Genomic DNA, 26,652 nt, shown 5'->3' with positions numbered 1-26,652 from the left:
TCCTACTCAGCACTAAAGCACGGGCGCCAGCGGTCCAGAAAGTGTCGATTGGGAGCCCGCCGCAATGGCCCCACCTCACAATAATCAGCCTCAGATGAACACCGTTCAAAACCCTCAATTGTCTGCAGTTTTCATGCAGTGCTAACCTCTTGAACATGAAAAAGAACTCTCTGGCAACGACCATTGCCTATGTTGCCGTGTTTACCGCTCTCGTCATCGTCCTTGCCTTCGTGTCCATTCCCATCGGTTCGGCCGGCGTGCCCATCGTGTTGCAAAACGCAGCGCTGATCCTCGCCGGCCTTATTTTGGGTAGCAAGCGCGGCGGTTACGTGGGACTCCTCTTTTTGTTCCTGGGCCTTGCCCTCCCAGTTTTAGCAGGTGGCGGTACCACGCTGCGTGCCTTGGCAGGCCCAACCGCGGGCTACATCATCGGCTATGTTCTCTCGCCAGCGGTTGCAGGTGCAATTGCCTACCGCTCCCCTAAGAACAAGGGTGGCATGGCGGTCATACTTGCCATTGCTGCCATTGTCGGCCTTGCCGTCCAATACATCTGCGGCGCCTTTGGTCTCATGATCCGCTCTGGCTTGGAAATTGGGCCAGCCTTCGCAGCCCAATTGCCCTTCATCCCTGTCGATGCCGGAAAGCTTGTCGTTGCCGTCATCATCGCTCTCGGTGTTCACTCGGCCTTCCCCGATCTGATGGGACGAAAGGCCGCCTAGTGCCCACGATCGAATTTTCCTCGGTTTCGGTAGCTTTTGATGACACCGTGGTGCTCGAGGACATTAACCTCACCCTCACCGAACAACGCATTGGCATCATCGGCCAGAATGGTGGCGGAAAATCCACCTTGACCAGGCTCATTAATGGGTTGGGCGAGCCTAGTGCCGGTACGGTGACGGTGGACCAGATGGACGTCGCCAAGCAGGGCAAAAAGGTGCGCGAAAAGGTGGGCTTTGTCTTTTCGGATGCCGAAAACCAGATTGTCATGCCCAATGTGCGCGATGACGTCGCCTTTTCGCTCCGCCGTTTTAAGCTGCCCAAACACGAGCGCCTCGCCCGCGTGGATGCTGCCCTCGAGCGCTTCGGACTCGCCGAATTTGCTGAGCGCTCACCGCATACGCTCTCCGGCGGACAAAAGCAGCTCCTCGCGCTGGCAGCGGTCATGGTCATCGACCCGATTCTCATCATCGCTGATGAGCCCACTACCCTGCTGGATCTGCGTAACCGCGATCGAATCAAAAGAGAATTCGCGCGATTGGAACAGCAACTAATTGTGGTGACGCACGATCTGGAATTTCTGCGCGATTTTAATCGGGTCATTTGCATCGATGACCACCGCATCGCCGCGGATGGCCGACCGGCGGAGGTCATAGATTTTTACCAAGACCTCATGGCCCAGCGGCCGCTGTAGGGAGAATTGTCATGCAACGACGCACGAATCTCCCACTTTCCGTCTATGTTGATGGCACCAGTTTTGTTCATCGCATCAAACCCAGTTGGAAGATCGCATTCCTCTTAGTCTTTATCCTTGTTACCAGCATCTTTTTCAAGTCCATTCCGTGGGCAGCAGGCGGGGTCATCTTCGTTGTCATCCTTTATGCTTGCGCTCGGATCCCACTGGGCATTGCGTGGAGTCAAATCTGGCCGCCTCTCTTTTTCCTAGTCCCGTTGGCAGGCTTTCAATGGTGGGCAAAGGACTTCGACTATGCGGCGGTGATGTTCCTCAATGTCTTCGCCGCTATGATGGCTGCCTTCTTGCTCACGCTGACCTCCACGGTAGATGAAATCATGGAGTCGCTGGAAGAGTCGCTGCAGCCCCTAAAGCGACTAGGAATACCGGTAGAAAACATCAGCTTGGCTATGTCACTGACTATTCGGCTCATCCCGCTGATGTTTGAAACCGTCTATGAAGTCCTAGATGCCCGCAAAGCGCGCGGTGCCGGGATGTCCCCGCTGGCGTTTGGCACCCCCGTTATTATTCGCTCCATCCGGCGAGCGCGCGCGATGGGGGAAGCGTTGCAGGCCCGCGGCGTCGGTGACTAGCAGCGTAAGTTATCGCCTCCCTTGCACCACCAAATGATGGCCAAGGGAGGCGATAACTTTTTAAAAGACAGTCGAGGGTTTTACTCCCCACGCAACTCACGCAGACGGGCCTGTACAGCATCGTTGTTGGCACTGCCTGGCTGGGCAGCGCTGTCGGCAGCAGAGCCAGAAGCTTTATTGCCCTCAATGGCCTGAGCCTTATTGGCTTCCACGGACTTAGAGGAGTTCATTTCACTGCGAATCTGCTCCAAGCGGGAATGACCGGCCATCTGTATGCCCGCCTGCTGAACCTCGGCCATGCGGTTTTCCACGGAGTTCTCAGCAAGCTCGGCCTGGCCTAGCGCCTTGGAGTAACGGCGCTCAATCTTATCGCGCACAGCATCCAGAGACGGCGTATTGCCATTGGCAGTTAGCTCGTTCATGGAGTTCAAAGACTCAGAGACCTTTTCCTGCATTTTTGCCTGCTCCAGCTGGGAAAGCAGCTTGGAGCGCTCATTGACCTTTTCGCGCAGCGCGGCGTTATTACGCTGAACCGCATTCTTGGCCTTTTCTGCCTGCTGTAGTGCCTGGTCGTGCAGCTTCTTGGTATCCTCCACGGACTCCTCAGCCGTAACCAGCTGGGCGGCGAAGGCCTCTGCCGCGTTCTCGTACTCCACGGCCTTATTTTCATCGCCCTTAGCACGGGCCTGATCAGCCAATTCCAGAGCCTGGCGAGCATTGCCCTGCAGCTTTTCTACCTCTGCCAAGCGGCGGTTAAGCTGCATTTCCAGCTGACGCTGGTTACCAATCACGGCGGCCGCCTGCTGAGACAGCTCCTGGTGCTGGCGCTGAGCATCCTCAATAGCCTGCTCGATCTGCACCTTCGGATCGGCGTTTTCCTCGATCTTATTATCGAAGAGTGCCATCAGGTACTTCCAGCCCTTAACAAATGGGTTCGCCATGGTGTGCTTCAACCTTTCTAGGTTAAAAATGTGCGTAATGTTCTGCTGTTTATACTAGCGAAGCGCTGTTTCCACCGCTTGCACTCCCCGCGGTCGCGGGCGCTTGCCGACGCCCCCTTAACCACCACAGCCGACCCTCCTCGCGAGAGAATAGGCCGGCTGTTGACATAGACCGCTGTGTGCTAGAGCTCTGATGCGGCAGGTGCCGTATGGGCTAGCTCCTCATCCATAGAGGGCAGGGCCATGTAACCGGCTGCTTCAATCAATACGTCAGAGACCGAGCAATCTAGCGCGTGGCACACAGACGCAAGGAGCTCAGAGGAGACCTCCTTGCGACCGCGTTCGAGCTCTGAAAGGTAACCCGGCGACACGCGGGCCACCCCGGCCAATTCGCGCAGGGTCACTCCCTTGTCCGCGCGGAAGGCGCGCAGCGTCAACCCAAGAGCCTCACGCAAAAGCGGCTCAGGAGTACGAGCAGTGGCGGGCGCCGCTGGTGCAGTAGCGCCGTTTACCGAGTGTTCGAGGACTGCAGTAGAAGTGTTCATCACTATGGTCAACGCTCCTTGTCTCGCTATTGTTCCCGCAGTGCCGGATTTTCTTCCACAGTTGCGCACAGTAGACGAAAGGCGGCTGCGACCGTGGCCTCTCTAATTTCGTTGCGCTCCTTGCCCAAACCGGATAGCAGCTGGGAGAAAGCGACTCTACCAGGAGAATAGATGCCGATATATACGGTGCCCGCCGGCTTGCCTTCTTGTAGGTCTGGTCCTGCCACTCCGGTAAGGCCTATTCCCCAGTCCGCAGCGGTTTCTGCCACCGCTGCGCGGGCCATTGCAAGGGCGGTCTCCCCAGAAACCACTCCGGCAGCTTCGATATCGGCTACCGGTTGGTGCAAAAAGTGGGATTTCACCTCGGTGGCATATGTTATAAGCCCTCCGCGCAATACAGCCGAAGCTCCAGGGACAGAAGCGACCGTGGCGCTGGCCAACCCAGCAGTAAGTGACTCACAAAAGGACAAAGTCTCGCCGCGCTCGGTGAGCTCGGACACGAGGCGGGTTGCCATGGTGCTCATGAACTACCTAGCTATTCTGCTTCTTGCCGTCAATGAGGTACTGGACGCCGGTAACTAAGGTCACCACTGCAGCCAACAGCATCACTAGGAAGGTAGGAACGTTCATCCACTCCGGCAACGGCCACAGATACAGCCCGACTGCCAAGGATTGCAATACAGTCTTCAGTTTGCCGCCCTTCGAAGCAGGTACCACCTTGCCGCGGCGCAACAACACCATACGCCAGATGGTGATACCGAACTCACGGATGAGAATGACCACGGTAATCCACACTGGCAGCACCCCGATGATGTTGAGGCATACCAGTGCGGTAGTCATAAGCGCTTTGTCCGCGATGGGATCAGCAATCTTGCCAAAATTGGTGATAAGGCCACGGGCACGTGCGATGTCCCCGTCGAGCTTATCTGTGAGCATTAAGGCCGTGAATAGGCCAAAAGCCCACCATTCATGGCCGGCAATGACCAGCCATGCGAAAACCGGAATGAAAAGAATGCGCAGGCTGGTGAGAATATTTGGCAGGTTCCAATTGGACACCTGCGGATTCACATCCGAGGATTGCGCTGACTGTGTTCCGGGTTGATTCACGTTATACATACTACCTGTTAGCACCAAGCACCTGCGCTTGGATGCCCCTGCATTTTAAAATGCCAAGCATGAAGTATTTTGCTGTTAGCTACGACTACAACCCCAATAATCCTGAGATTGCTAAGGCTCGCCCCGCGCACCGCGAGTTTACCGCGCAACTTTTTGAGGAGGGCACCATCATTGCCACCGGCCCCTTGACGGATTCCAAGGGCGGCGCGCTCATCATTGCGGGGCTTGCCGACGACGCCGTGGTCGCCGACGCCATCGCCCTCATGGACAAAGACCCCTTCTACCAAGCCGGCTGCATCACCGGCCGCAGCTTCCGCGAATGGAATCCCGTAAACGCCCGCTTCTAGTGTGGTAGCTCTTCCTTGGGCAGGTCTTCGGCCTTGCCCACGAATTCGCCCTTCTTGTTCCGGACGATCTTATTGCCCTCCTCGTCCCAGTCGAAGTGATTGTGCGATACCGGTACTCCGCCTTGGTTCTCATCGCGTTTGTTTTTAATAATCGAGGCGATAACCGTAATAACCAGGACGCCCACGATCACGATAAGTGAGGTGATGGTGGAAAATTCTGGGATCGACTCCACGTTCTCGCCGCCGTTGACAAACGGCAAGTTATTCTCATGCAGCGCATGGAACATGAGCTTTACACCGATGAAGCCCAAAATGATGCCCAAACCATAGGGCAGGTACACCAAGCGGTCCAGTAGGCCATCCAGCAGGAAGTACATCTGGCGCAAGCCCATGAGGGAGAAAGCATTCGTGGTAAAGACCAAGAACGCTTCCGAGGTAATACCGTAAATGGCCGGAATGGAGTCGAAGGCAAACATCACGTCGATAAGGCCGATGGACACCAACGCAATAAAAAGCGGGGTGAACGCGAATTTACGCTTGCCCGAAGAATCTTCCACGCGGTGCGTAAGCTTATCGCCGTGGTAGCGCGGGGTGACGTGGACTACCTTGCGGATCAGCTTGATGATGCCCATATCATTGGGATCGGTTTCGGGGGCGTCCCGAATCTCGTCGACGATGAGCTTGATTGCTGTGTAGATAAGAAATATCGCGAACAGGTAGAAGATATCGGACCATGCCGCGATGACCGCAGCACCCAAAAGGATAAACACCAGGCGGCATGCCAAGGCAATAACGATGCCGATGAGCAATACCTTTTGCTGGTACTTGCGCGGGATCTTGAAGGCGCCCATGATAAGCGCGAAAACAAAGAGGTTATCTACGGATAGCGCCTTCTCTGTCACGTAACCCGTGAGGTATTGGATGCCGTGCTCGTGGTCCCATATGGCCCATACGCCGGCACCAAAAAGTAAAGCAATACCGACATAGAATAGGGTCCAGAACCCGGATTCCTTCAGCGTCGGCTCGTGCGGGGTGCGCACGTGGGAGTAGAAATCAAAAACAAAGAATCCAAGAATGACGACGATGGAAATCGCCCAGATCCACAATGGCACATGCATTGGTACATCCCTCCGGTCGAAGATACAACAAAGTGACCGGAGGTCTCCCCCGCCCGGCTAGATAGCTGCAGCCGGGCCGGCACGACCGGGAGCATAACGCTTCCGTGCTGACGATCGGTGCCGAAGGATGGGGTACTCCCCTCCAAGACCCGTCCAACTTTACACGATCTTAGAAGGCACCTGTCGAAGGGTTATACGTTGCCTGGAGGGTACGAGTGTCGCCAGCATCGCCCTGCGGGGAGGAATCGGAGCCTGCGGAGGAGGCGTCGGAAGTAGCGGCAGCTTCGTCCTCCTCTTGCTGTTGCATCTCCTCCTGAATTTCCTTTGGCGCCTCGGCAGGGTCGGCGCCCTTGATCATCCAAATGATGGTATCGAGCTCTTCCGGCTTCACTAGGACCTCGCGGGCCTTGGAGCCCTCGGACGGTCCGACGACGCCACGAGATTCCATCAGGTCCATCAGACGACCGGCCTTGGCAAAACCGATGCGCAGCTTGCGCTGCAGCATCGAGGTCGAGCCCAACTGGGCGGTGACCACCAGCTCGACGGCTTCGAGGAGGTCGTCCATGTCCTTGCCAATTTCCTCATCGATTTCCTGCTTGGCCTCGGATTGCTTCTCTTCAGTCACGCCCTCGGTGTAGTTCGGCGCGGCCTGCGACTTGGCGGCATCGACAACCGCCATAACCTCATCATCTGAGACGAATGCGCCCTGCATACGCACAGGACGCTTACCCTGCGGAATGAAGAGGCCATCGCCCATACCAATGAGCTTTTCCGCGCCACCCTGGTCCAAGATAACGCGAGAGTCCGTCAGTGAGGACGTCGCGAAGGCCAAGCGTGAAGGCACGTTGGTCTTAATCAGACCGGTCACCACGTCAACGGACGGGCGCTGGGTTGCCAGGACCAGGTGAATTCCGGCGGCACGCGCCTTCTGAGTGATGCGGACGATGGAGTCCTCAATCTCCTTTGGCGCAGTCATCATCAGGTCCGCCAGCTCGTCGACGACACAGACGATGTACGGGTACGGGCGTACCTCGCGCTCGGAGCCTGCCGGTGCTTGGTATTCGCCGGAGACCACCTTGCGGTTATAGTCCTCAATCTTGCGCACGCGAGCAGCCTTCATATCCATGTAGCGCTGCTCCATCTCCTCCACCAGCCACTGCAGGGCTGCTGCGGCCTTCTTCGGCTGGGTAATGATGGGCGTGATCAAGTGCGGAATGCCCTCGTACGGGGTAAGTTCCACCATCTTCGGGTCCACCAGGATGAGGCGAACCTGCTCAGGGGTGGCTCGGGTTAGCAGCGAGACCAACATGGAGTTGACGAAAGCGGACTTACCGGAACCGGTAGCACCGGCGACCAGCAAGTGCGGCATCTTTTGTACCGAGAACGAGGTGTATTCGCCTTCGATATCCTTGCCCAATCCAATAAGCATCGGGTCAGGAGAGCTAGTCATGCTGGGCGCATCAAGCACCTCACGCAGGTGTACCATCTCGCGGTCTGGGTTGGGAACTTCAATGCCAACAGCTGACTTGCCGGGGATAGGCGTCAGCAAGCGCAGGTTGTCCGTGGCTACGGCGTAGGCGAGATTGGACTGCAAATTCGTAATCTTGGATACCTTGACGCCTGGCCCCAGCTCGATTTCATAACGGGTCACTGTTGGACCACGGCTGAAACCGGTGACTTGCGCATCCACCTTGAACTCTTCAAAGACATCAGTAATGGCCTCGATAATGCGGTCATTAATCTCGGTGCGCTCCTTGGCTGGGGTTCCCGGAGTCAACAAATCCGTAGAAGGAACCGCGTAATTCTCGTTGCCAAACTGTGCGGCGGGCGCGGCGGCGGGCGCCTCAGCTGGCGCGGGCGCACCGGCACTACCCGTTCCCGCTCCTGGTTCGGCCGTCGGTTGAGAGCTATCCACCTGCGCGCCGGTCGTTGCATCGCGTCCAGAACGTTCACGGAAGAGCTGGCGAGCCTTCTCGTGCGCGGACGATACTGCATCCGCGCCTCCTTGTGCAGCGGACCCAGCGGCACCTGCGGCAGCACCTGCTACCGCGGCTCCAGCGGCTCCGGCAGCACCGGCACCTGCAGCCTTAGCTGCGCCACGTGCCGCCCCTGCAGCTCCCGCAGCGCCAGCGGCTGCCCCCGCAGCCGATCCCACAGCGGAACCGGCGGCGGTACCCGCTGCTGAAGCAGAGCGAGCAGAGTCAAATGCGGAGCGCTGGCCAGCGGTGCCCAGAACGCGGGTCGGCTCCGAGTCTACGGAGTCTGGCTGGGCCGGCGAAGACGCAGCAGGACCTTCTACGACTGGAATCTCATCGGTATCCTCAATATCGCGCGAAACTGGCTTCTCCGCCGGAGTGGACACGGACTGAAAGCCGCCACGCGTTGGCGCGCTAAAGGTACGGGTTGCTTCGTCCTCCTCCGCCGCAGCGGGGGACTCTGTGGGATAAGAGGAACCACGCGGAGAGGGGCCTTCAGTGCGGCCTCGGAAAGCGCGCAGGCTTCCACCGCGTTCAGAGGTTCGGCGCTTGGCTGCAGGTCGGGCCGGGCGGGTGCTGCGCTCACGCCCTTCCGCAATATCATCGATATCGCCGGTGACGTGTCCATAGAGGTCATCGCCTTCGTCTTCGTAATAATCTTCATCCGCACCGCCAAAGCGAGAGAAAGCTGCAGCGATGGCATCAGCCACCAACTCATAAGCCTCGCGGATGGTGATTCCGGTGACCAAAAGGGCGCCGTAGATAATGACGAGGAAAAGCAACGGCACTGCAACGAAGGAGGTAAAGGCAGTCTCCAACAGGCCACCAATGGCATAGCCGATTACTCCGCCCGCGCCACCGGCACTTTCCGGGGTAAAGCCAAGTTCAGGGGTGCCAGCAAAGATATGGATCAAGCTGAGCATGGCCAATACAATGACGCTAATTCCGCCCACAATGCGCGGCTTAAAATGCCCCGCCGGGCCGGAGATATCCATCATCAAGGCAATGGCCAAAGCCACTAAGGCCACTGGCAGCACCCATGCGCCCGCACCAATGACATAGCGCACGATATTGCCCACCCAGGCACCTACTTGGCCAGCGACACCGAACCAGACCGTAGCCGCGAGCACGATGGCAATACCGATGAGCACGAGTGCCACCGCATCGGGATTTTTCACCTGAATGCCGCGCGACTCCGACTCACCCAATTCCATGGTCGAAGGGTGTTCTTCCGCTGCTTCATCATTGGCACGAGTAACCTTGCTTTTCTTTTTATTCTCCCCGCGTGCAGAAATTTCTTCCGGCTCCCTTGTCGTCTCGTACTCCTCGGTGTCATATACGTCTTCGCTCGGCTTCAGCCCGGCCATTCCATGGCTTACACCTCGCGCCATGTTTCCCATGCCGCGCGCCGTGGCACCAAACACTGCGCCCAAGCCCTTGCCGACGGCCCGGAACGCACTACCAGTGCGCTCCTGTGAGGTCGCTGCAGCACGCCGATGCGAGGACGTCATAGCCAAGGTTTCCGGCATGCCAGCACCGGACCGGCTGCGGCCAGATGGCCGTGAACGATTCGTCTTTCGGCGCGTCCCGCGCGAAGAGGCATTTTTGACAGACATGCCTCTACCTTAACCGTGACACCCCATAAATCACATTAGCCACACGCGTTTCCCCCGAGGCCTAGGGGCATAATCTAAAGTCACACCCCCAACGGCGCACGACGATTGCGATAATAGTACTAATTCAAGGCTAGAGAGTTGACCGTACGGCGGCTTTGGCATCTCCCTCGAGCGCGACTTCGGCAGCGTCACGTCCGAAGGACCACAGAATCAGTTCGCCTACCTCCCCCGATACTCGGACTACGGCATCTCCCTTATCTGCTACGCCGTGCTTATCCGCGGCGACAATGCGCGGTAATCCTTCGGGCTGCATAATGACCGGGCGAGTCGAGTTTCGCAGGGCCACCTTAGCTAAGAGCTTCAGGTAGCTATGCATCTGCTGTTTGATTCGTGCCGAGAAATCTCGCGGACCCATGCCATTAGCCCGGCGAATGTCCTCGTGGTGAACAAAATGCTCTACAAAGTTTTGCTGTGCATCCACGAAACGAACGGGGTTATAGGTAGCCGGTCCCCTCCCCCAGTCATCAACGAGCTCATCAAAGTCGCGTTCGGAAACCTTGCGCGATTCCTTTTCAAGGTGGCCGGACAATGCCTTGACAAAAATTCCAGCGGCTGCATCGGGGCGATTTTCCCGCACCCACAGATGTACGGCTAGGTCACGGGTAGTCCAACCCTCGCACAAAGTAGGGGCATCAGGACCAAGCTTATGAAATAGCGCGACCATTTTGGCGCGCTCAGCAGAACAAAACGACATAGGCCCCAGCATACCGAGCTAGCTAGCATGCTGGGGCTGCGTCTGCCTTTATACGAAGAACCCTGCTATTTACAGGGACTCACGAGAAGCATCTACGTCTTCATCATCGGTAACCAATGGGCCGGAGTTGGTCGGCACGATGGTCGGCAGAATGACCGGCTCGCGCTTGTACTTCGAATCCATAAGTTTAGATACCTTGCGGCGCAGTTTCTGCACCATGCGGTAGGTATCGTTCTCGCCCTCGGCGGCGAGATCATTCATGGTGTTTTCTACCATTTCTGCGACCTCCGGCACGATGCCGCGGTCATCATCGGAAAAGCCTGTGGTAGATACCGTTGGGTGCTCCAATAGGCGCGAGGTGCGGTTATCAATCACGCACGTGATAGATACCACGCCACCAGTTCCCAGGTTGGTGCGGTCGGCCAAGGTATCGGCATCCACATCGCCCATGGACACACCATCGACGTAGAGGTTGCCCACCTGCATCTGGCCTACGACCTCGGCGCGGCCCTTGCGCAAATCCACGACGACGCCGTTTTGTGCCAGCACCGTACGATCGCGGTCCACACCGGTGGAAATGGCCAGCTCCTTATTGGCACGAAGGTGGCGCCACTCGCCGTGCACCGGCATAGCGTTGCGCGGGCGCGCTGCGTTGTACAGGAATAGCAGCTCACCGGCATAACCGTGGCCCGAGGCGTGCACCTTGACGTCTTGGTTAGTAATGACGTTGGCGCCAATCTGAGACAGCATATTAATCACGCCGTAGACCGCTTCCTCATTGCCCGGGATAAGCGAGGAGGAGAAGATGATGGTATCGCCATCACGTACGGTAATTTGGCGGTGCTCGCGACGAGCCATGCGCGATAGAGCGGCCATTGGCTCACCCTGCGTACCGGTGGTAATGAGCATGGTCTTGTGCGGAGCCATCTTGGCAGCCTCATCAATGGGGATAATGGTGCCGCGAGGGACCTTCAAAAAGCCCATCTTTTCCGCGATTTCCATGTTGCGCATCATCGAACGGCCGTTGAAAGCCACCTTGCGGCCATTTGCCACGGCAGCGTCGATGGCAGCCTGCACGCGGTAGACGTTGGATGCAAAGGAAGCCAAGATAACGCGCTGCTTCGCGCCGGCAACGAGACGCTTAAAGTTGGCGGGGATATCTCCCTCAGATGCAGATACACCAGGCACGGTGGCATTGGTGGAATCACACAGCATGAGGTCGACGCCCTCATCACCGTAACGAGACAGGGCTGGCAGATCGGTTGGACGATTATCCAGTGGGGTCTGATCCAGCTTGATATCACCGGTATGGATGATATTGCCCGCTGGGGTTCCCAACATGATGCCCAAGGCGTCCGGTACGGAGTGGTTAACTGCCCAGAAGCGAACCCGGAATGGTCCATAAGTCACGTCGGATTTTTCATTAACCTCGACGAACTTCGGCTTCTGACGATGTTCCTTACACTTCGCGGCAATGAGCGCGATGGTAAAGCGGGAAGCAACAATAGGGATATCTGGGCGCAGCTTCAGCAGCCACGGAATAGCTCCGATGTGATCCTCGTGCGCGTGAGTAACGACGAGGGCCTTGACCTTGTGGATCTTCTTCTCGATGGGGCCAAAGTCAGGCAGGATAAGATCCACGCCCGGCTCACCGGAAGACGGGAAGAGCACACCGCAGTCAATGATGAGGAGGTCATCACCGTACTCGAAGACGGTCATATTGCGACCGATCTCCGAGATTCCGCCCAAAGCATAAATGCGGAGTGCATCCTTCGGCTGCTTTGGTGGCTCTGGCAAACGCTTGGTTAGATCCGCACCCTGCATCGACTTGGGCACGTTGCGGCGACCACGGTTATTGCGGCCGCGGCCCTTACCGTTGCCATTTTTGTTGTTGCCGCCATGGTTATTATTTCCACCATGGTTATTGCCGTTGCCGTTACCACCACGGCCACGGCCGCGGCTACCACGGGAACGGGAGCGGCGGTTGTTACCGCCGCCATCATGGTGGTTATCGGAAGAATTCTTTTTGCCAGAGTTGTCCTTATCGCCCTTAGCCGGCTTATCCTGTGCGGAATTGCCAGCATCAGTAGCTGGGGCTTGGAAAACTGGCGAAGCCGCCTCGTTGGAGGCGGTTTCGTTTTCCGCCGGTGGGCCCGCCTTGCGGGTCACCTTGCGGGAACGGTTACGGGGTTCATTCATTCTTAAAGGGCTCCAGATTGTTCCAGATCACGGCGAAGTACCTCGCGTTCCTCCTCGCTCGCAGCGGTAATAGGAAGACGGGTATCGCCAACTTCGATGCCCTGCAGGCGCAGGGCTTCCTTTGCAAACGTCGCTCCGCCCAACCGTGCTTGTGCCCGGGTAAGCGGAAGGAGCGTTGTGGTATTGATTTCTCGGGCGCGGGCCATATCGCTCGCGTCGAAAGCTTCATAAAGTTCTGCCAAGGCACGCGGCACAACATGGCCGATGACGGAGATGAAACCAGAAGCGCCGAGGGAAAGCCACGGCAGGTTAATCGGATCATCACCGGAATACCAGGCCAGACCGGTTTCTTGGATCAGTTCTGCGGCCGCAGGAAGGTCGCCCTTGGCGTCCTTCACGGCTTGGATATTCGGCAAATCCGCAAGGCGGCGGAGGGTATCCGGCGCCACTGGGATGCCCGAGCGGCCAGGAATGTCATAGACACAGATTGGTAGATCCGTGGCTTGCGCGACTGCGGCGAAGTGCTCATAAACCCCCTTTTGGGAGGGCTTCGAGTAGTACGGAGTCACCACCAATAGGCTATCTGCCCCCGCATCCGCGGTGGCCTTGGCCAACTTGATGGAAGCTGCGGTGTCATTCGTTCCGGCACCGGCGCATAGCTTTGCGCGGTCTCCGACTTCTTCCTTTACGGCTTTGAGCAGCTCCAGCTTCTCTTCAACCGACGTGGTCGGTGATTCGCCCGTGGTTCCACCTAGGATGAGCGAATCAACGCCATTGTCTACGAGATGAGCCGCTAGGCGACGACCTGCTGCAACGTCCAGCGCACCGTCACGGTCAAACGGGGTAACCATGGCGACGCCGATGCGTCCAAAGGTGTCGACGCCAGTCTTTGCTGTCATACCTGTGCTCATAGGCGTCAAGATTACCCTTTTGGCTAACAATTAGCCGCATCGGGGTCTCGCGCGTGTTAGGCGTAGGGGCTTGCCGCCATCTGGGTGCCATCAGCCAACGTGGTGATATTGAAGTCATTAAAGAGCACCGGCGCCTTGCTCTGCAGCAACTTCAAGCACTCTACCGCGACGTGGCGCAGCTCTTCATCGGCCTGTTCCGCGGCACGTGCACCGATAAAATGCCGCCACGCGCGATAATTGCCGGTGACAACGATGCAGGTTTCTGTTGCGTTGGGAAGCACGGCACGGGCCGCCTGGCGAGCCTGCTTTTTACGCAGGAGTGCATTAGGCTCATCCAGTTTCTCTTCGAGCGCGCTAAGCAGCTCGTCATAGACAAAGCGAGTTTCATCTACAGCCTGCATGACCAACCGGCTAAGCTGCTCGTCTTCGGCCACCAATTTAGGCAAAACCACTTCAGTTTCATCTGGGTGGACAAAGCGCTGGGAAAGCTGCGAGAAGGAAAAGTGCCGGTGGCGTACAAGCTCATGGCTCGCCGAACGCGACAGCCCCGTGATGTACATCGTTGCTGTGGCATGCTCAAGCAATGCGGTATGACCTACCTCCATGATGTGGTGCAGATAGGCTTCATTCGTTGCCGTGCGGGGATTTGGTTTGTCAAAAGACTCGTAGCACGCTCTTCCAGCAAACTCGACTAGAGCTTCCCCATCTGAGGCCGAATCATCCGCGGTCCAGTCCACAGTGCGCGGGGCGTGAAATTGCGTTGCGGCAATGAGCTGAATGTCTAGCTCACTTGCTTTAGCCATAGCTTAAAGCCCCAAGTACTTATCTAGGCCGACGACCAAACCTGGGTGTTGCGCAATCTGGCGCACGCCCACCAGTACGCCCGGGGTAAAGGACGCACGGTCATAAGAATCTTGGCGAATAGTCAGAGACTGACCTTGGGCACCGAAAATAACCTCTTCGTGTGCGACCATGCCGCGAGTGCGTACCGCGTGTACCGGGATGCCGTCGACATTGGCTCCGCGTGCACCGTCCAGTTGCTTTTCCGTGGCATCCGGCATCTCGCCTAGGCCTGCCTCCTTGCGAGCGGCTGCAATCCCTTCAGCGGTATGGATGGCGGTACCGGACGGCGCATCCAGCTTTGTCGGGTGGTGGAATTCAATGACCTCTGCAGTTTCAAAGAACTTAGCGGCCTGCTTTGCCAACACCATGGTGAGCACAGCGGAGATGGCAAAATTCGGCGCAATCAGGACATTGCCAGCACCGTCTTGCTTAGTCCACTCCTCTACCTGCGCCAAGCGTTCCTTATCAAAGCCAGTGGTCCCCACCACACAGTGAATGCCTTGGGCAATGCAGAATTCCAAGTTTCCCATGACGGAGTCCGGCTGAGTAAAGTCCACGATGACCTCCGCGTGGGCGTCGACAAGCTGCTGCAAATCATCACCGCGGTCGATTTCTGCCACCAGCTCTAGATCATCTTCTGCGTTTACACCTTCGACGATTGCTTGACCCACGCGCCCGTGAGCACCTAGTACGCCAACCTTGATAGCCATGGTGTGTTCTCCTTATTTCAGCCACATCGTTAATACTTTTCTCCCCATCCTAACGCGCATGATAGCTGCGCAATTCCTCGCCTGCTGCAAAGAACGTGTTCTCCTAAACGGTGCCCGAGCTTCATCACTAGGATGGCCTGCATGCAGATATATCGCTTCCGTTCCCGTAGATGACGTTGCACGCGCTCACGATTTCTATGTCAACACGCTAGGATTCCGCGTTAAGGATGACGTTACCCACGGCGATTTCCGCTGGCTTACCGTCACCAATGCCGATGGCGAGGGAGACACCGAGCTACTTCTCGAGCCGAAAGGCCACCCCGCAGCAAAAGACTATGCCGCGGCGCTAAAGGCCGATGGAATTCCGGTCACCCAATTTCTCTCCACGGACATAGAAAGCGAATACAAGGAGCTCAGCGACAAGGGCGTGCACTTCACCATGGAGCCCACCGATGTTGGCCCCTCCATCATTGCCGCTTTTGATGACACCGTGGGAAACCTTATTCAGCTCGTGCAGTTAAAGAAGTAGGCCTACTTCCCGCTTCCGCAACGTGCCTCTTAGGACGTTTAACAATTGCATCACTTTCTAACCCCTGCCCCATCAGCCTCAGTAGGATGAGGCTATAGCACGGTAAGCACCAAGGAAGTGATGAACTTGTCTCGTTCAATTTTCTCTCGCACTCTCGCCCTAGCCACCAGCGCAGGTTGCGCATTAGCGCTTGCCGCTTGTTCCGCAGAGGATTCCACGCAGCAAAGCTCACCGGCGCTTAGCGAGGTTCAGTCAACTGTCGACACGGCTGAAGCCGAGACCAACACCGCCGCACCTACTACTTCCGCCCCGCAAAGCACCTCAGCGGCGGATGCTGGCCAGCAATCAATCCCACAAGTCGCGTCCCCAGTTGCGTTTGCGGGCATGGGCACAGCCTCGCTCGAGGACCAACAACATATGCCGGAAGGACTTGGAAACCTCATCCCCACGGGTGTGCGAGTGGGAGCTCATGATGGGTTTACGCGCGTTGTTATCGACTTGGAGGGCGAAGGTGAACCGGGGTGGTTTACCTCCTATACCGATGCCCCCGCCCAACAGGCATCCGGCAAGCCAGTTGAGGTTCAGGGCACTACCTTTCTAAACCTAGGCATTGAGGGAACGCCATGGCCTTCAACCCCTGGGCTCAAGGAAAAATACATGTCCCCAGGCACTACTCTGGGTGCCGGGGTGGTGAGCGAAATCAACTACACCACCACATTTGAGGCACAAACCCAGCTCATTATCGGCCTTAAGAAAAAGACTCCCTACTCGGTGACTTTTCTGCAAGAACCATCGCGCGTGGTGATTGATTTCCAGAATTAAAGTTCTGACATCACCGCTCGGGGTACGCAAACATCAAGAAAGGCCCTGACTTCCAGTGGGTGAACTGGAGCTCAGGGCCTTTTAGGCTTGAGGATTAATCCTCAACCGGAACCAGGGAAATCTTGCCGCGGTTATCGATGTCAGCGATTTCTACCTGAACCTTATCGCCAACGTTGATGACATCTTCTACCTTTTCGATGCGCTCATCGCCACCCAGGTTGGAAATGTGAATCAGGCCGTCGCGACCCGGGGTCAGGGAAACGAATGCGCCGAACGGAACGGTCTTTACCACGGTGCCTAGGAAGCGCTCTCCTACCTTCGGCAGCTGCGGGTTAGCAATGGAATTGACCTTTTCGATGGCAGCATCTGCAGCTTCACCGGTAGCAGCGGAAACATAGACGGTTCCGTCATCTTCGATGGAGACATCTGCGCCGGTCTCCTCGGTGATCTGGTTGATGGTCTTGCCCTTTGGCCCAATGAGCTCACCAATCTTATTGACCGGGATCTTCACAGAGGTGATCTTCGGGGCGAGGCCAGACATCTCATCCGGCGTATCGATGACCTCAGCCATGGTTTCCAGGATGGTAGAGCGGGCATCACGAGCTTGCTCCAATGCCTGAGCCAAGACCTTAGACGGGATACCATCCAGTTTGGTGTCTAGCTGCAGGGCGGTGATGTACTCGGAAGTACCTGCGACCTTGAAGTCCATATCGCCAAAGGCGTCCTCGGCACCGAGGATATCGGTCAGGGCGACGAACTTCTCCTTACCGTTGACCTCACCGGAAACCAAGCCCATTGCGATGCCGGCTACGGGTGCCTTCAGCGGAACACCGGCGTTGTAGAGGGACAAGGTAGAGGCGCATACGGAACCCATGGAGGTAGAGCCGTTGGAGCCCAAGGCCTCAGAGACCTGACGGATGGCGTATGGGAAGTCCTCGCGGGAGGGGATGACCGGAAGCAGGGCGCGCTCGGCTAGTGCACCGTGACCAATCTCGCGGCGCTTCGGGGAACCTACACGGCCGGTTTCACCTGTGGAGTATGGCGGGAAATTGTAGTGGTGCATATAACGCTTGGATTCCACTGGGGTCAGGGAATCGATCTGCTGCTCCATCTTGAGCATGTCTAGCGTGGTAACGCCCAAAATCTGAGTTTCTCCGCGCTCAAACAAGGACGAACCGTGAGCGCGTGGCACCAAATCCACCTCAACGGAAAGGTCACGGATATCGGTAACGCCGCGGCCATCAATGCGGAAGCCCTCAGAGAGGATCTTCTGGCGCACGATCTGCTTCATCAGGGCGTTATACGCGCCACGGATCTGCTTCGAGGCGTTGTCCTCATCCAAATCTTCGAACTGGTCCAAGAGCTTTTCTTCGACCTGCTCCATGTATTCATTGGTAGCATCGTCGCGTTCCTGCTTGCCCGGAATAGTCAGCAGCTTCTCTAGCTTCTTGGTAGCAGCGCTTTCCACAGCTTCGAAGACGTCATCACTATAGGCTGGGAAGAGGGGGAATTCCTGAGTTTCCTTGGCGGTACGCTCCGCCAGACCGTTCTGGGCCTCACACAGGGTCTTAATGAATGGCTTGGCTGCTTCCAGGCCTGCAGCGACGGTTGCTTCCTGCGGCGCAGGGGCGCCTTCAGCAATGCGCTCTGCAACGTTGGTGCCGGCACCGGCCTCGACCATCATGATGGCCACGTCGTCCTTGCGGCCCTTCTTTACCATGCGGCCGGCAACAACCATCTCAAAGAGCGCGCGCTCGTGCTGCTCGTGGTTCGGGAAAGCCACCCACTGGCCTTCCGGGTGCTTATCGTCGGCGATAAGAGCCATGCGGACGCCGCCTACAGCACCAGAGACGGGCAAGCCAGACAGCTGGGTAGCGGCGGAAGCGCCGTTGATGGCAACGACGTCGTAGTACTCTTCCGGATCCTGGGACATGACGGTGACGACAACCTGGACCTCATTGCGCAGGCCCTTGACAAAGGTCGGGCGCAGCGGGCGGTCGATGAGGCGGCAGGCCAGGATAGCCTCAGAGGAAGGGCGTCCCTCTCGGCGGAAGAAGGAGCCCGGAATCTTGCCAGCGGCGTACATTCGTTCTTCTACGTCAACGGTCAAGGGGAAGAAGTCGAATCCCTCGCGCGGCTGGTTAGAAGCGGTGGTGGTGGCCAACAACATGGTGTCATCGTCCAAGTAGGTGGTCACGGAGCCGTCTGCCTGGCGGGCTAGCTGGCCGGTTTCAAAGCGCAACGTGCGGGTACCAAAGTCACCATTGTCTAGCGTGGCAATGGCTTCGGTAATGCCAAAGTCCTCGTCAATGTTGAACTCGACGGAGTTCTGAACGCTCATTAAAAAATGTCTCCTTGAGTGGTTTAGGCGATCGTCGGTGCCGCCTGGTCAATTTTGTCTACGACAACGCTGTCAAATTCTAACAGAAAAACCACAAAAAGCCCCGCCTAAGGGCGGGGCGAGAGGGCCAAAGCTGAGCCGAAATTAACGACGCAGGCCCAGGCGAGAGATCAGATCACGGTAGCGATCGACATTGTTCTCAGCCAGGTACTTCAGCAGGCCACGACGGCGACCAACCATCAGCAACAGACCACGACGGGAGTGGTGATCGTGCTTGTGGAACTTCAGGTGCTCGGTCAAGGTATTGATGCGGGAGGTCAGCAGGGCAACCTGTGCCTCGGGGGAACCGGTATCGGTTTCGTGCAGGCCGTACTCCTTGAGGATTTCAGCCTTCTTCTCAGTGGTCAAAGCCATGAGTATTTCTCCTTTATTTCAGTCCACATTATCGTGACGCATAAGCCTGCGCGGTGCGCGGGACTTGTACGTGCCGCAACTGCTGTGAACCGCAGTCGCTAAGCCAAAGAAACACCTTACAGCGTTCGGACACAGAAAATCAAAACCACCTGCCCCTTAAGTCTGGCTTGCTAGAGCTCGCTAAAGAGGGTTTCCAGTAGTTCTACAAACTCCCGCACAAAGCGCTCGCTATCTACACCCACAGCTACTTTCGCGGTTGCCGGTGTCGAAAGCCGGGTTTCGTCTGCGATTGTCCGACCGCGGGTAGGGCCGGTGGTATCGGTCTTGAGGTTTATCGAAAGGACGTCGACAAGCGAGGCATCTGCCGCCACCGCCACGGCCAGTGGATCGTGCAGGCCGCAACCGCCCAAATACGGCGACGTAGTGGCATAGGCACCAATATAATAATCGACCATATCCGCGAAGATGCGGCCGGCACGGGTACCCGAAGCGCGCCAACGAGCGGATTCCTCCGCAGTCAACAACGTGCGCAAAGTGACATCCAGGCCCACCATGGTGATATCGCCGGCATGGCGGAATAGGTAATCGGTAGCCTCCGGATCCTGGGAAATATTAGCCTCAGACCACGGGGTGACATTTCCAGGTACTGTGAGCGCCCCGCCCATCATCACCAGGTGCGCGTTCGCGGCAAAACTGGGGTCTTGGCGCATTGCGGCCGCAATCGTGGTGGAAGGACCGGTAGGAATAATGACCAAATCAGCGCCATGCTCATGGACGGCTTGGATGAGGAATTCTGCCGCGGGTTGAGACTGGACCTGCCCGGTTGCCGGCGGCAGGAGGACCTCGCCTACGCCGTTGCGGCCATGGATAAAAGAAGAAATCTCGCTCGGCCGAAAGCCATCCGGGCTGGGGCCGGCAAAAACCGGAATATCGCCTTTACCCAGCAGCTCCAGGAGGGCAAGTGTATTGCGCACGGCCAAGGGCACAGTCACGTTGCCGTACGTACAGGTCACACCGATTAGCTCCAAGTCTGGATGGGCTATGGCATACGCCAGCGCCAAGGCATCATCAATGCCGGTATCGAGATCGAGAATGGCCTTCATTTATTTCTCCCGTAGGAAATAGTCTTTGGCAGTCCAGCCTTGTGCCTTAGCATCGGCGGCAAGCACCTGGCGCGCCTTGGCTACGTCATTGGCCATGGCCTCTAGCAGCTCATCCACGGAATTAAATTTCACCATATCGCGAAGGTGACCGACGAAATGCACCGTGGCCTCATATCCATACAGATCCGCATCGCGGTCGAGCACGAAGGACTCGATGGAGCGCTCCTCGTCACCAAAAGTGGGGTTGGTGCCCACGGAAATAGCAGCCGCGTAGGCCACGCCAGGGCGCATGTCGCCGTCTATGGAAGCGTCAGAGTGAACAATAAACCACCCTGCATAAACACCATCGGCCGGGATGGCCACCGTATCCGGGAAGTACTGATTGGCCGTAGGAAATCCCAGTTCCTTTCCTCCCCGACCCGCGCCGCGTACCACGGGCCCAGTCACGGTGAAATGGCGGCCGAGCGCCCAATTAGCGGATTCAATGTCCCCGTTCGCAAGACACTCGCGAATATGGGTAGAACAAATCCGCACGCCGGCATCATCCAGCAACGGGACGATATCTACGCTAAAGCCAAACTCGGCACCAAAATCTTGCATGGCCCGGGCGGTTCCGGTGGCGCCAGCGCCAAAGGTGAAGTTCTCCCCCACCACTATGTGCTGCGCATTGAGCTTTCCCACCAACAGTTCTTCCACGTAGGGCCGCGGCTCCACGCCGGCTAGGTCTTTGGTGAAGTCGATGACAAGCACGGCATCAATGCCTAGCTCTTCGGCCAATTCCAGCCGGCGCTCAAAGCTGAGTACTGCCAGTGGGGCACGCTCCGGCAAGAATACCGACACCGGGTGCGGGTCAAAGGTCACCATGACAGGGCGCTCGCCATTGGCGCGAGCGTGCTCCACACAGGCGGAGATAAGCTGCTGATGGCCGCGGTGTAGGCCGTCAAAAACGCCGATTGTTACTGACGTTGGGCCTAATTCCGCAGGGATGTCATCGATTCCATACCAAATATCCACGCAGACCATCGTAGAGCATAGACTTAGAGGCTATGACTGATGCGCTCGCAAACTCCGGACTCGTCATCGTAGACAAACCCGCCGGTATGACCTCCCACGATGTTGTCGGCCGCCTACGCAGGTATTTTCACACCAAAAAGGTGGGCCATGCCGGCACCTTGGATCCCATGGCCACCGGCGTGCTTGTCCTTGGCCTGGAGCGGGGCACCAAGTTCTTGGCCCACATGGTTGCCTCCACTAAGTCCTACGACGCCACTATCCGGCTCGGCGCCGCCACCACCACCGATGACGCCGAGGGGGAATACTCCTGGGGCGCTAGCGCTGCAGGCGTTGACCGCCCTGCAATTGACGCTGAAATTACCAAGCTCACTGGCGATATCATGCAAAAGCCCGCGGCCGTATCAGCCATTAAGATTAATGGCCGCCGCGCCCATGAGCTCGTACGCGAGGGCCACGAGGTAGACATTCCCGCGCGTCCGGTAACGGTGGATACATTCGACGTTCTCGCACAGCGCCGCGAGGGCGACTATATCGACTTAGATGTCACGGTAGATTGCTCCTCTGGCACCTATATCCGCTCCCTGGCCCGTGATTTGGGCGAGGCGCTTCAGGTAGGCGGGCACCTTACTGCTTTGCGCCGCACAAAGGTGGGCCCTTTTACGCTTGCCGACGCCCTCTCGCTCGACGACCTTGCCGATTCCCCGCGCCTTTCCTTGAGCTTGGACGAAGCCTTGGCTCGCTGCTTCCCGGTTCTATCCGTCACCGAGGATGAGGCGGCGGCTCTAGCTATGGGCAAATGGCTCGAACCCCGCGGGCTTAAAGGCGTGCATGCTGCCGTGGCTCCCAATGGTCAGGCGGTCGCGCTCATCAAGGAAAAGGGCAAGCGCCTAGCCACCGTGTTTGTCGCACGGCCTTCTACCCTTTAATGGCTAAAGTCTAGGGCCGGAACCGATGTGGACACGATGACGTAGCCATCTCGAATCACCCAGCGCCCAGTGATAAACGGCACCGGAGTGGGCCGGGCCAAAATATAGGAAATGAGCGTGCCATCCTCGCGCAGATCAATTTCAGCTTGATCAAAGTCGAGCCAGCGGAAGGTCATGGGAAACCACGATTTATACGTGGCTTCCTTGGCGCAAAAGAGCAATCGGTCTGCGCAGTTAATCCCCGCCTTACTTAGCCGCAAGAGCTGCGGCATCTCCCCGGCTCGGGCAATCATGGCAAGAACATGATCCGGCAGCGGCTCGGCGGGTTCTGCGTCCAAGCCCACAGATTTTAGGGCGGAGGTTGGAGCAACCACCGCGGCCCGCATTCCCTCAGTATGCGTCATCGATCCGATAAAGCCTTCTGGCCATAGCGGCATGCCCCGCTCGCCGCGCAAAATCGGCGTCGCCGGGTTAGCACCCAATTCCTGCAAGGCTCGGTGCGCGCACCACCTAGCATCGCCGAACTCGGCCTTGCGCGCATCAACTGCCTGAGAAACGAGAGACTTTTCTTCAGCCTCAAGGTCTTCAAAGTTCGCCAAATCCGCGTAACTCGAATCCGTGCGCACATAGCAATATCGCGCACTGTCAGGAAATAGCTCTGGATACATCATGGTGTCCCCTCCTCCGCAAAGGAACGCAGTACCGGATAGGGCCACGCCTGGGCGGTCTCGCGGCCCTGCCACTCTCGGGGATACCCCAACGATGTCTCTATGTGGTCCACGCCGTCCACATTGATGCGGGAGGACATGTGCAAGTGTCCATAGATTACGGATTCGGCGTTATAGCGGCGCGGCCACGACCGTGTATGCCGCGTTCCGCACCATAAGGCAATCTCGGGAAAGCGCAACAGCATCGTCGGCTCTTGCACCAACGGCCAATGGTTGACCAGCACCGTAGGACCATTCACGCGGGAAAGACGTTTAATGGAATAGGCCAATCTATCCCAGCACCACGCCCGAATGTCTACATAGGGGGCAATGGCGAACTCATCCGTCATCATCAGTTGCTTTGCACGTGCCGCTGCAATAGCTTGGTCCACGCTAAGACCATGTGGACGGAAGCTATAGTCATACAACGTAAAAAGCGGCACGATAGTAGTCCCGTGGAATACCGGATACGGGTCTTCGGGAGTGATAACTCCGATTTCCCTACACCTATCTACCAGGTGCGTGTATTTGTCTCGGCCTTGATATTGCTCTTGTGAGCGCGAGAAAAGTTCATGATTGCCAGGCACCCAGATGACTCTGGCATAGCGGTCTTTGAGCTGCCGCAGAATTCGAATGATGAGATCGGTGCGCTCTGCTACGTCTCCAGCCACGATGAGCCAATCCGCGGGATCTGGCGGCGTGAGCTGAGCAATGCGCTCACTATTGGCGCTTACCGCACCATGCAGGTCAGAAACCGCCCACACTGTTGGCATAGGTTCTACCTGCCTTCCAAACAACTGCGCACTGCACGGAGACGTGCATCACCCGCGAATATCAATACGCCCACTTTAGCGCAGCTAGTTCTCTTGTACTACGGCCCATTTCATGGATCGGAACCGGTAGACCACGCCCACCATACGGAAAGCAATGAATGCAGCAAGGCCGCACCACACGCCAGTCAACCCTGTGCCCATAAAATGCGCCAAGATGACGCCTGGCAAAAATCCCACCAAGACCGAAGAAATGGTCAAAGTGCGCAAGAACGCAGCATCGCCGGCGCCCAGCAGGACACCATCGAGCGCGAAGACTACGCCACCGCCAATGACCATGGCTACCAAGATCCACCACGGCTGGCCAATGGCATCGAGTACCTCCGGAGCGGAGGTAAAGATGCGTGGAATAATTCCCGCGCCGGCAGCGAAAACGGCGGCCAGCAGTCCCGAAAAAATCGTAGAGTACAACACGACCTTGCTGCCTACACCGCGTGCATGCTTAGCAGAGCCAGCGCCTAGGGCCGCTCCCGTCAAAGATTGTGCGGCAATGGCCAAAGAATCCAAGATGAGGGACATAAAGTTCCACAACTGCATCATGATCTGGTGACCGGCCAGAGAAGCGGTACCCACCCGGGAGACCACGGCCGTGGCGGTGAGGAAGGCCACCTGGAAGCTAGCCGAGCGCAGAATAAGATCGCGGCCCAAAATCAACTGCTCCCGTATTACATGCCATTGAATGTGCCAGGAGCCGGTATGTTCCTTGTGTAATTCGCGGACAAATAGCGCAGCAATAATGCTCATCCCCAGTACCGTGGCTATAGCGGAGCCGGCCAGCCCCCAGAAATGGACAAAGATGGGCACTGCAATCGCGCCGGGAATCATGCCAGCCAAGGTGAAATACAGCGGTTTCTTTGTATCTTGGACTCCGCGCATCCACCCGTTGCCAGCCATTTCCACCAATGTAACGGGAATGGCAAGTGCCGCGATGCGCAGCCACAACGCCGTTCCGGCAGCCGTGGCGGGATCACCAGTTAAAGCACGAGCAAATACGCCGCCGAAAATCCACATGATAACCGCGAGAAGCCCGCCTACTCCCAAGGCCACATAGGTAGCTTGTACGCCCTCAGCAACCGCAGCCTCGCGTTTTCCGGAGCCAAAGAGGCGAGCAGAGCGAGCGGTCGTGCCGTAGGACAAAAATGTCAACTGCGTAGTCACCACGGAGTGAATCGTGGTCGCTGCGGCCAGAGAAGCTAGCTCTTGCGCGCCAAGGCGGCCGACCACCGCGGTATCCAACAGAAGATAGAGTGGCATCGCCGCTAGCACGCCAAGCGCAGGAAACGCGAGGCCAAAGACCTCGCGTGCGGTTACTGTGCCGGCGGTGGAGCGATCCTGGGTGTTCAATCCATCCGTCTGCCCTGTACTCATTGAATAGCGGCCACCAATTCCTTAATGATTTCTTCTGGAGCTCCGTGAGCGGTATACCCTGCGGCTGGAACATGCCCGCCGCCGCCAAAGTTAAGCGCAACGGAGGAGCAATCAATCCTAGAGGAACGCAGGGATACCGCCCATACCTCCGGAGCTTGCTCTTTAAACACCACGCCTATGGTGGTTCCTTCTAGCGCACGGACGAATTCCACCAGTGACTCCACGGCCGAATCTGAGTGGCCGTGGATATCATCCCTTCGCGCGACAAGGATGCCTAGGGTGTGCTCCCCTGCTTCCTCAATACGCAGACCAGCCAGTACCCTACCAATCATCTGTAGATCGTCCGGTGTGTTGGAATCCAAGAGGTCAGCGGCGATCTGCTTGGTATCGAGATCATAATGCATAAGGCGGGTGGCAATATCGTGCATTGCCGGCCTACCCCAGCGGAAGCTGCCGGTATCAGTCATCAAACCAGCATAAAGGCAATGCGCGATATGACGGTCAACTTGAATTTCTAGAGAATCCAGGATGCTCAGCAAGACCACGGTGGTGGATTCACATTCGGTATCCACCACATTGATGGCACCGAATCCTGGATTAGAAGAATGGTGGTCAATGCACAGAACCCGGCCTTGCTGGGCTAGCTGCTCAATGTGGTCTGCAAAAAATCCCGTCCGGTCCAAGGAACCACAATCAACGGTGACATAAAGGTCGTAGCCTTCGGGCAGTTCGCGGCTGACGATGACGTCCTCGGCACCGGGAATGGTGTATAAGTTCCGGGAGATTTCCCGATCTTGGCCCACGACGGCGCACACGTCTTTGCCCTGTTGCCGCAACGCGAGCAGCAACGCCGCAGCAGAACCGATAGCATCGGCGTCCGGCCGCAGATGCGTGACAATGCAGATGCTGTGGGCATCCTGCAGGGCAGCAACGGCCGGCTGGTATTGCTTTTTAGTCACTTAAGCCTCGTCTTCATCGGAGGTCTTATATGGGTTTGCGTCCCCTGCGGGCTGGGCGTTTTCCTTCAGCTTCGCCAACTCCTCGTCGCGGGCACGGGCACGAGCTAATAGTTCTTCCATATGAGCTGAAGCTTCTGGGACGGTATCGACCTCGAAGGTCAGCGTCGGGGTAAAGCGCACGGAGAGTTGATCTCCTACAATCTTGCGCAGCTGCCCCTTAGCGCGCTTGAGAGCTTCTTCTGCTTGCTGGAAATCCGGCTCGGAGTCAATGTCTTTTCCGCGCACGGTATAAAAAACGGTGGCATCGTGCAGGTCGCCTGTGACTCGAGTATCCGTGATGGTCACCAGCTCAAGGCGGCGATCCTTAATCTGGCGTTCGATGGCGCTTGCCACGATTTCCTGAATGCGCTTGGCCATACGCGCTGCGCGTGCGTGATCAACCATGTGAACCTCCCAGCTCAAAAAGAATCCATCTTTAAAATTACCGCCAACCGGTATAGAAACCACCAGTTTAGTGCGC

The 26,652-nt window shown here is 57.3% G+C and carries 27 protein-coding genes; 7 read left to right on the top strand and 20 right to left on the bottom strand.

All coding sequences use genetic code 11. The annotated features are described in order from the left end of the window. Nucleotides 1–155: 155 nt before the first annotated feature. Genes I6I12_RS05535 through I6I12_RS05525 form a run of 3 tightly spaced genes read left to right on the top strand, consistent with a single transcriptional unit; the run spans nt 156 to nt 2,043 of the window. Complete coding sequence (locus I6I12_RS05535; RefSeq protein ID WP_023021360.1) at nt 156–719, top strand: biotin transporter BioY; 564 nt, start codon at nt 156–158, stop codon at nt 717–719. Further along, nucleotides 719–1,411 carry an energy-coupling factor ABC transporter ATP-binding protein gene (locus I6I12_RS05530; RefSeq protein ID WP_023021359.1) on the top strand — a complete coding sequence of 231 codons (693 nt, stop codon included), beginning with the start codon at nt 719–721 and terminating at the stop codon, nt 1,409–1,411. Before I6I12_RS05535 ends, I6I12_RS05530 begins: the two co-directional genes overlap by 1 nt. 11 nt (nt 1,412–1,422) lie before the next feature. Continuing rightward, nucleotides 1,423–2,043, top strand: a complete 621-nt coding sequence (locus I6I12_RS05525; protein WP_023021358.1) for an energy-coupling factor transporter transmembrane component T family protein — start codon at nt 1,423–1,425, stop codon at nt 2,041–2,043. An 80-nt stretch (nt 2,044–2,123) separates the two neighbouring features. Here the strand turns inward: I6I12_RS05525 and I6I12_RS05520 are convergent, their stop codons facing one another. The 4 genes from I6I12_RS05520 to pgsA form a co-directional block, all read right to left on the bottom strand. Continuing rightward, entirely contained in the window at nt 2,124–2,984 is an 861-nt protein-coding gene (locus tag I6I12_RS05520; protein WP_200288943.1) for a PspA/IM30 family protein, read from the bottom strand. Between the two features lie 182 nt (nt 2,985–3,166). After that, nucleotides 3,167–3,529: a helix-turn-helix domain-containing protein gene (locus tag I6I12_RS05515; protein ID WP_023021356.1), complete on the bottom strand. Its 363-nt coding sequence runs from the start codon at nt 3,527–3,529 to the stop codon at nt 3,167–3,169. Between the two features lie 26 nt (nt 3,530–3,555). Further along, a complete protein-coding gene (locus tag I6I12_RS05510; protein ID WP_200288942.1) occupies nt 3,556–4,053 on the bottom strand; it encodes a CinA family protein in 498 nt (165 codons plus the stop codon). Nucleotides 4,054–4,060: 7 nt separating this feature from the next. Beyond that, nucleotides 4,061–4,645 carry a CDP-diacylglycerol--glycerol-3-phosphate 3-phosphatidyltransferase gene (gene pgsA, locus I6I12_RS05505; RefSeq protein WP_023021354.1) on the bottom strand — a complete coding sequence of 195 codons (585 nt, stop codon included), beginning with the start codon at nt 4,643–4,645 and terminating at the stop codon, nt 4,061–4,063. A gap of 59 nt (nt 4,646–4,704) precedes the next feature. On the opposite strand from pgsA, the gene I6I12_RS05500 reads away from it, so the two are divergent. After that, a complete protein-coding gene (locus I6I12_RS05500; RefSeq protein ID WP_023021353.1) occupies nt 4,705–4,992 on the top strand; it encodes a YciI family protein in 288 nt (95 codons plus the stop codon). On the opposite strand, the gene I6I12_RS05495 is transcribed toward I6I12_RS05500, so the two are convergent. From I6I12_RS05495 to dapB, 7 genes are all read right to left on the bottom strand, one after another. Beyond that, complete coding sequence (locus I6I12_RS05495; protein ID WP_023027867.1) at nt 4,989–6,110, bottom strand: TerC family protein; 1,122 nt, start codon at nt 6,108–6,110, stop codon at nt 4,989–4,991. The two genes, I6I12_RS05500 and I6I12_RS05495, sit on opposite strands and share 4 nt — an antisense overlap. A 169-nt stretch (nt 6,111–6,279) precedes the next feature. Further along, nucleotides 6,280–9,615 carry an FtsK/SpoIIIE family DNA translocase gene (locus tag I6I12_RS05490; RefSeq protein ID WP_200289029.1) on the bottom strand — a complete coding sequence of 1,112 codons (3,336 nt, stop codon included), beginning with the start codon at nt 9,613–9,615 and terminating at the stop codon, nt 6,280–6,282. Between the two features lie 217 nt (nt 9,616–9,832). Beyond that, the gene (locus tag I6I12_RS05485; RefSeq protein WP_034655396.1) at nt 9,833–10,468 is read right to left on the bottom strand and encodes a TIGR03085 family metal-binding protein; all 636 of its coding nucleotides are present in this window, start codon (nt 10,466–10,468) and stop codon (nt 9,833–9,835) included. A 57-nt stretch (nt 10,469–10,525) separates the two neighbouring features. Beyond that, the gene (locus I6I12_RS05480; protein ID WP_023021349.1) at nt 10,526–12,655 is read right to left on the bottom strand and encodes a ribonuclease J; all 2,130 of its coding nucleotides are present in this window, start codon (nt 12,653–12,655) and stop codon (nt 10,526–10,528) included. A gap of 2 nt (nt 12,656–12,657) precedes the next feature. Further along, nucleotides 12,658–13,566, bottom strand: a complete 909-nt coding sequence (gene dapA / locus I6I12_RS05475) for a 4-hydroxy-tetrahydrodipicolinate synthase (protein ID WP_034655398.1) — start codon at nt 13,564–13,566, stop codon at nt 12,658–12,660. 56 nt (nt 13,567–13,622) lie between these two features. After that, entirely contained in the window at nt 13,623–14,369 is a 747-nt protein-coding gene (gene thyX / locus I6I12_RS05470; RefSeq protein WP_200288941.1) for an FAD-dependent thymidylate synthase, read from the bottom strand. A 3-nt stretch (nt 14,370–14,372) separates the two neighbouring features. Continuing rightward, complete coding sequence (gene dapB / locus I6I12_RS05465; RefSeq protein ID WP_049361192.1) at nt 14,373–15,119, bottom strand: 4-hydroxy-tetrahydrodipicolinate reductase; 747 nt, start codon at nt 15,117–15,119, stop codon at nt 14,373–14,375. A 58-nt stretch (nt 15,120–15,177) separates the two neighbouring features. Here dapB and I6I12_RS05460 point away from each other — a divergent pair, with 58 nt between their 5' ends. Together I6I12_RS05460 and I6I12_RS05455 are read left to right on the top strand one after the other, a co-directional pair. Continuing rightward, a complete protein-coding gene (locus I6I12_RS05460) occupies nt 15,178–15,648 on the top strand; it encodes a VOC family protein (RefSeq protein ID WP_023021345.1) in 471 nt (156 codons plus the stop codon). 126 nt (nt 15,649–15,774) lie between these two features. Continuing rightward, the gene (locus I6I12_RS05455; RefSeq protein ID WP_427846918.1) at nt 15,775–16,470 is read left to right on the top strand and encodes an AMIN-like domain-containing (lipo)protein; all 696 of its coding nucleotides are present in this window, start codon (nt 15,775–15,777) and stop codon (nt 16,468–16,470) included. Between the two features lie 94 nt (nt 16,471–16,564). Here the strand turns inward: I6I12_RS05455 and I6I12_RS05450 are convergent, their stop codons facing one another. The 4 genes from I6I12_RS05450 to I6I12_RS05435 form a co-directional block, all read right to left on the bottom strand. Beyond that, nucleotides 16,565–18,811: a polyribonucleotide nucleotidyltransferase gene (locus I6I12_RS05450; RefSeq protein ID WP_023021343.1), complete on the bottom strand. Its 2,247-nt coding sequence runs from the start codon at nt 18,809–18,811 to the stop codon at nt 16,565–16,567. 144 nt (nt 18,812–18,955) lie between these two features. Beyond that, entirely contained in the window at nt 18,956–19,225 is a 270-nt protein-coding gene (gene rpsO / locus I6I12_RS05445) for a 30S ribosomal protein S15 (RefSeq protein ID WP_005278802.1), read from the bottom strand. A 170-nt stretch (nt 19,226–19,395) separates the two neighbouring features. Then, nucleotides 19,396–20,328, bottom strand: coding sequence for a nucleoside hydrolase (locus I6I12_RS05440; RefSeq protein WP_023021342.1), 933 nt, complete (start codon nt 20,326–20,328; stop codon nt 19,396–19,398). After that, nucleotides 20,329–21,351: a bifunctional riboflavin kinase/FAD synthetase gene (locus I6I12_RS05435; protein ID WP_023021341.1), complete on the bottom strand. Its 1,023-nt coding sequence runs from the start codon at nt 21,349–21,351 to the stop codon at nt 20,329–20,331. 23 nt (nt 21,352–21,374) lie between these two features. On the opposite strand from I6I12_RS05435, the gene truB reads away from it, so the two are divergent. Beyond that, nucleotides 21,375–22,268, top strand: a complete 894-nt coding sequence (gene truB / locus I6I12_RS05430) for a tRNA pseudouridine(55) synthase TruB (protein ID WP_023021340.1) — start codon at nt 21,375–21,377, stop codon at nt 22,266–22,268. Here the strand turns inward: truB and I6I12_RS05425 are convergent. The 5 genes from I6I12_RS05425 to rbfA form a co-directional block, all read right to left on the bottom strand. After that, on the bottom strand, nt 22,265–22,939 hold the full coding sequence (locus I6I12_RS05425) for a 4'-phosphopantetheinyl transferase family protein (RefSeq protein ID WP_023021339.1): 675 nt from the start codon (nt 22,937–22,939) through the stop codon (nt 22,265–22,267). The genes truB and I6I12_RS05425 overlap by 4 nt on opposite strands. Next, a complete protein-coding gene (locus tag I6I12_RS05420; RefSeq protein ID WP_023021338.1) occupies nt 22,936–23,748 on the bottom strand; it encodes a metallophosphoesterase family protein in 813 nt (270 codons plus the stop codon). Before I6I12_RS05420 ends, I6I12_RS05425 begins: the two co-directional genes overlap by 4 nt. Before the next feature lie 84 nt (nt 23,749–23,832). After that, nucleotides 23,833–25,173: an MATE family efflux transporter gene (locus I6I12_RS05415; protein ID WP_023021337.1), complete on the bottom strand. Its 1,341-nt coding sequence runs from the start codon at nt 25,171–25,173 to the stop codon at nt 23,833–23,835. After that, nucleotides 25,170–26,132, bottom strand: coding sequence for a DHH family phosphoesterase (locus tag I6I12_RS05410; RefSeq protein ID WP_023021336.1), 963 nt, complete (start codon nt 26,130–26,132; stop codon nt 25,170–25,172). Before I6I12_RS05410 ends, I6I12_RS05415 begins: the two co-directional genes overlap by 4 nt. Then, nucleotides 26,133–26,576: a 30S ribosome-binding factor RbfA gene (gene rbfA, locus I6I12_RS05405; protein ID WP_023021335.1), complete on the bottom strand. Its 444-nt coding sequence runs from the start codon at nt 26,574–26,576 to the stop codon at nt 26,133–26,135. Nucleotides 26,577–26,652 lie beyond the last annotated feature (76 nt).

The sequence above is a fragment of the Corynebacterium kefirresidentii genome, assembly GCF_016599755.1.
Taxonomy (GTDB): domain Bacteria; phylum Actinomycetota; class Actinomycetes; order Mycobacteriales; family Mycobacteriaceae; genus Corynebacterium; species Corynebacterium kefirresidentii.
This window is presented reverse-complemented; position numbering and strand designations above follow the sequence as displayed.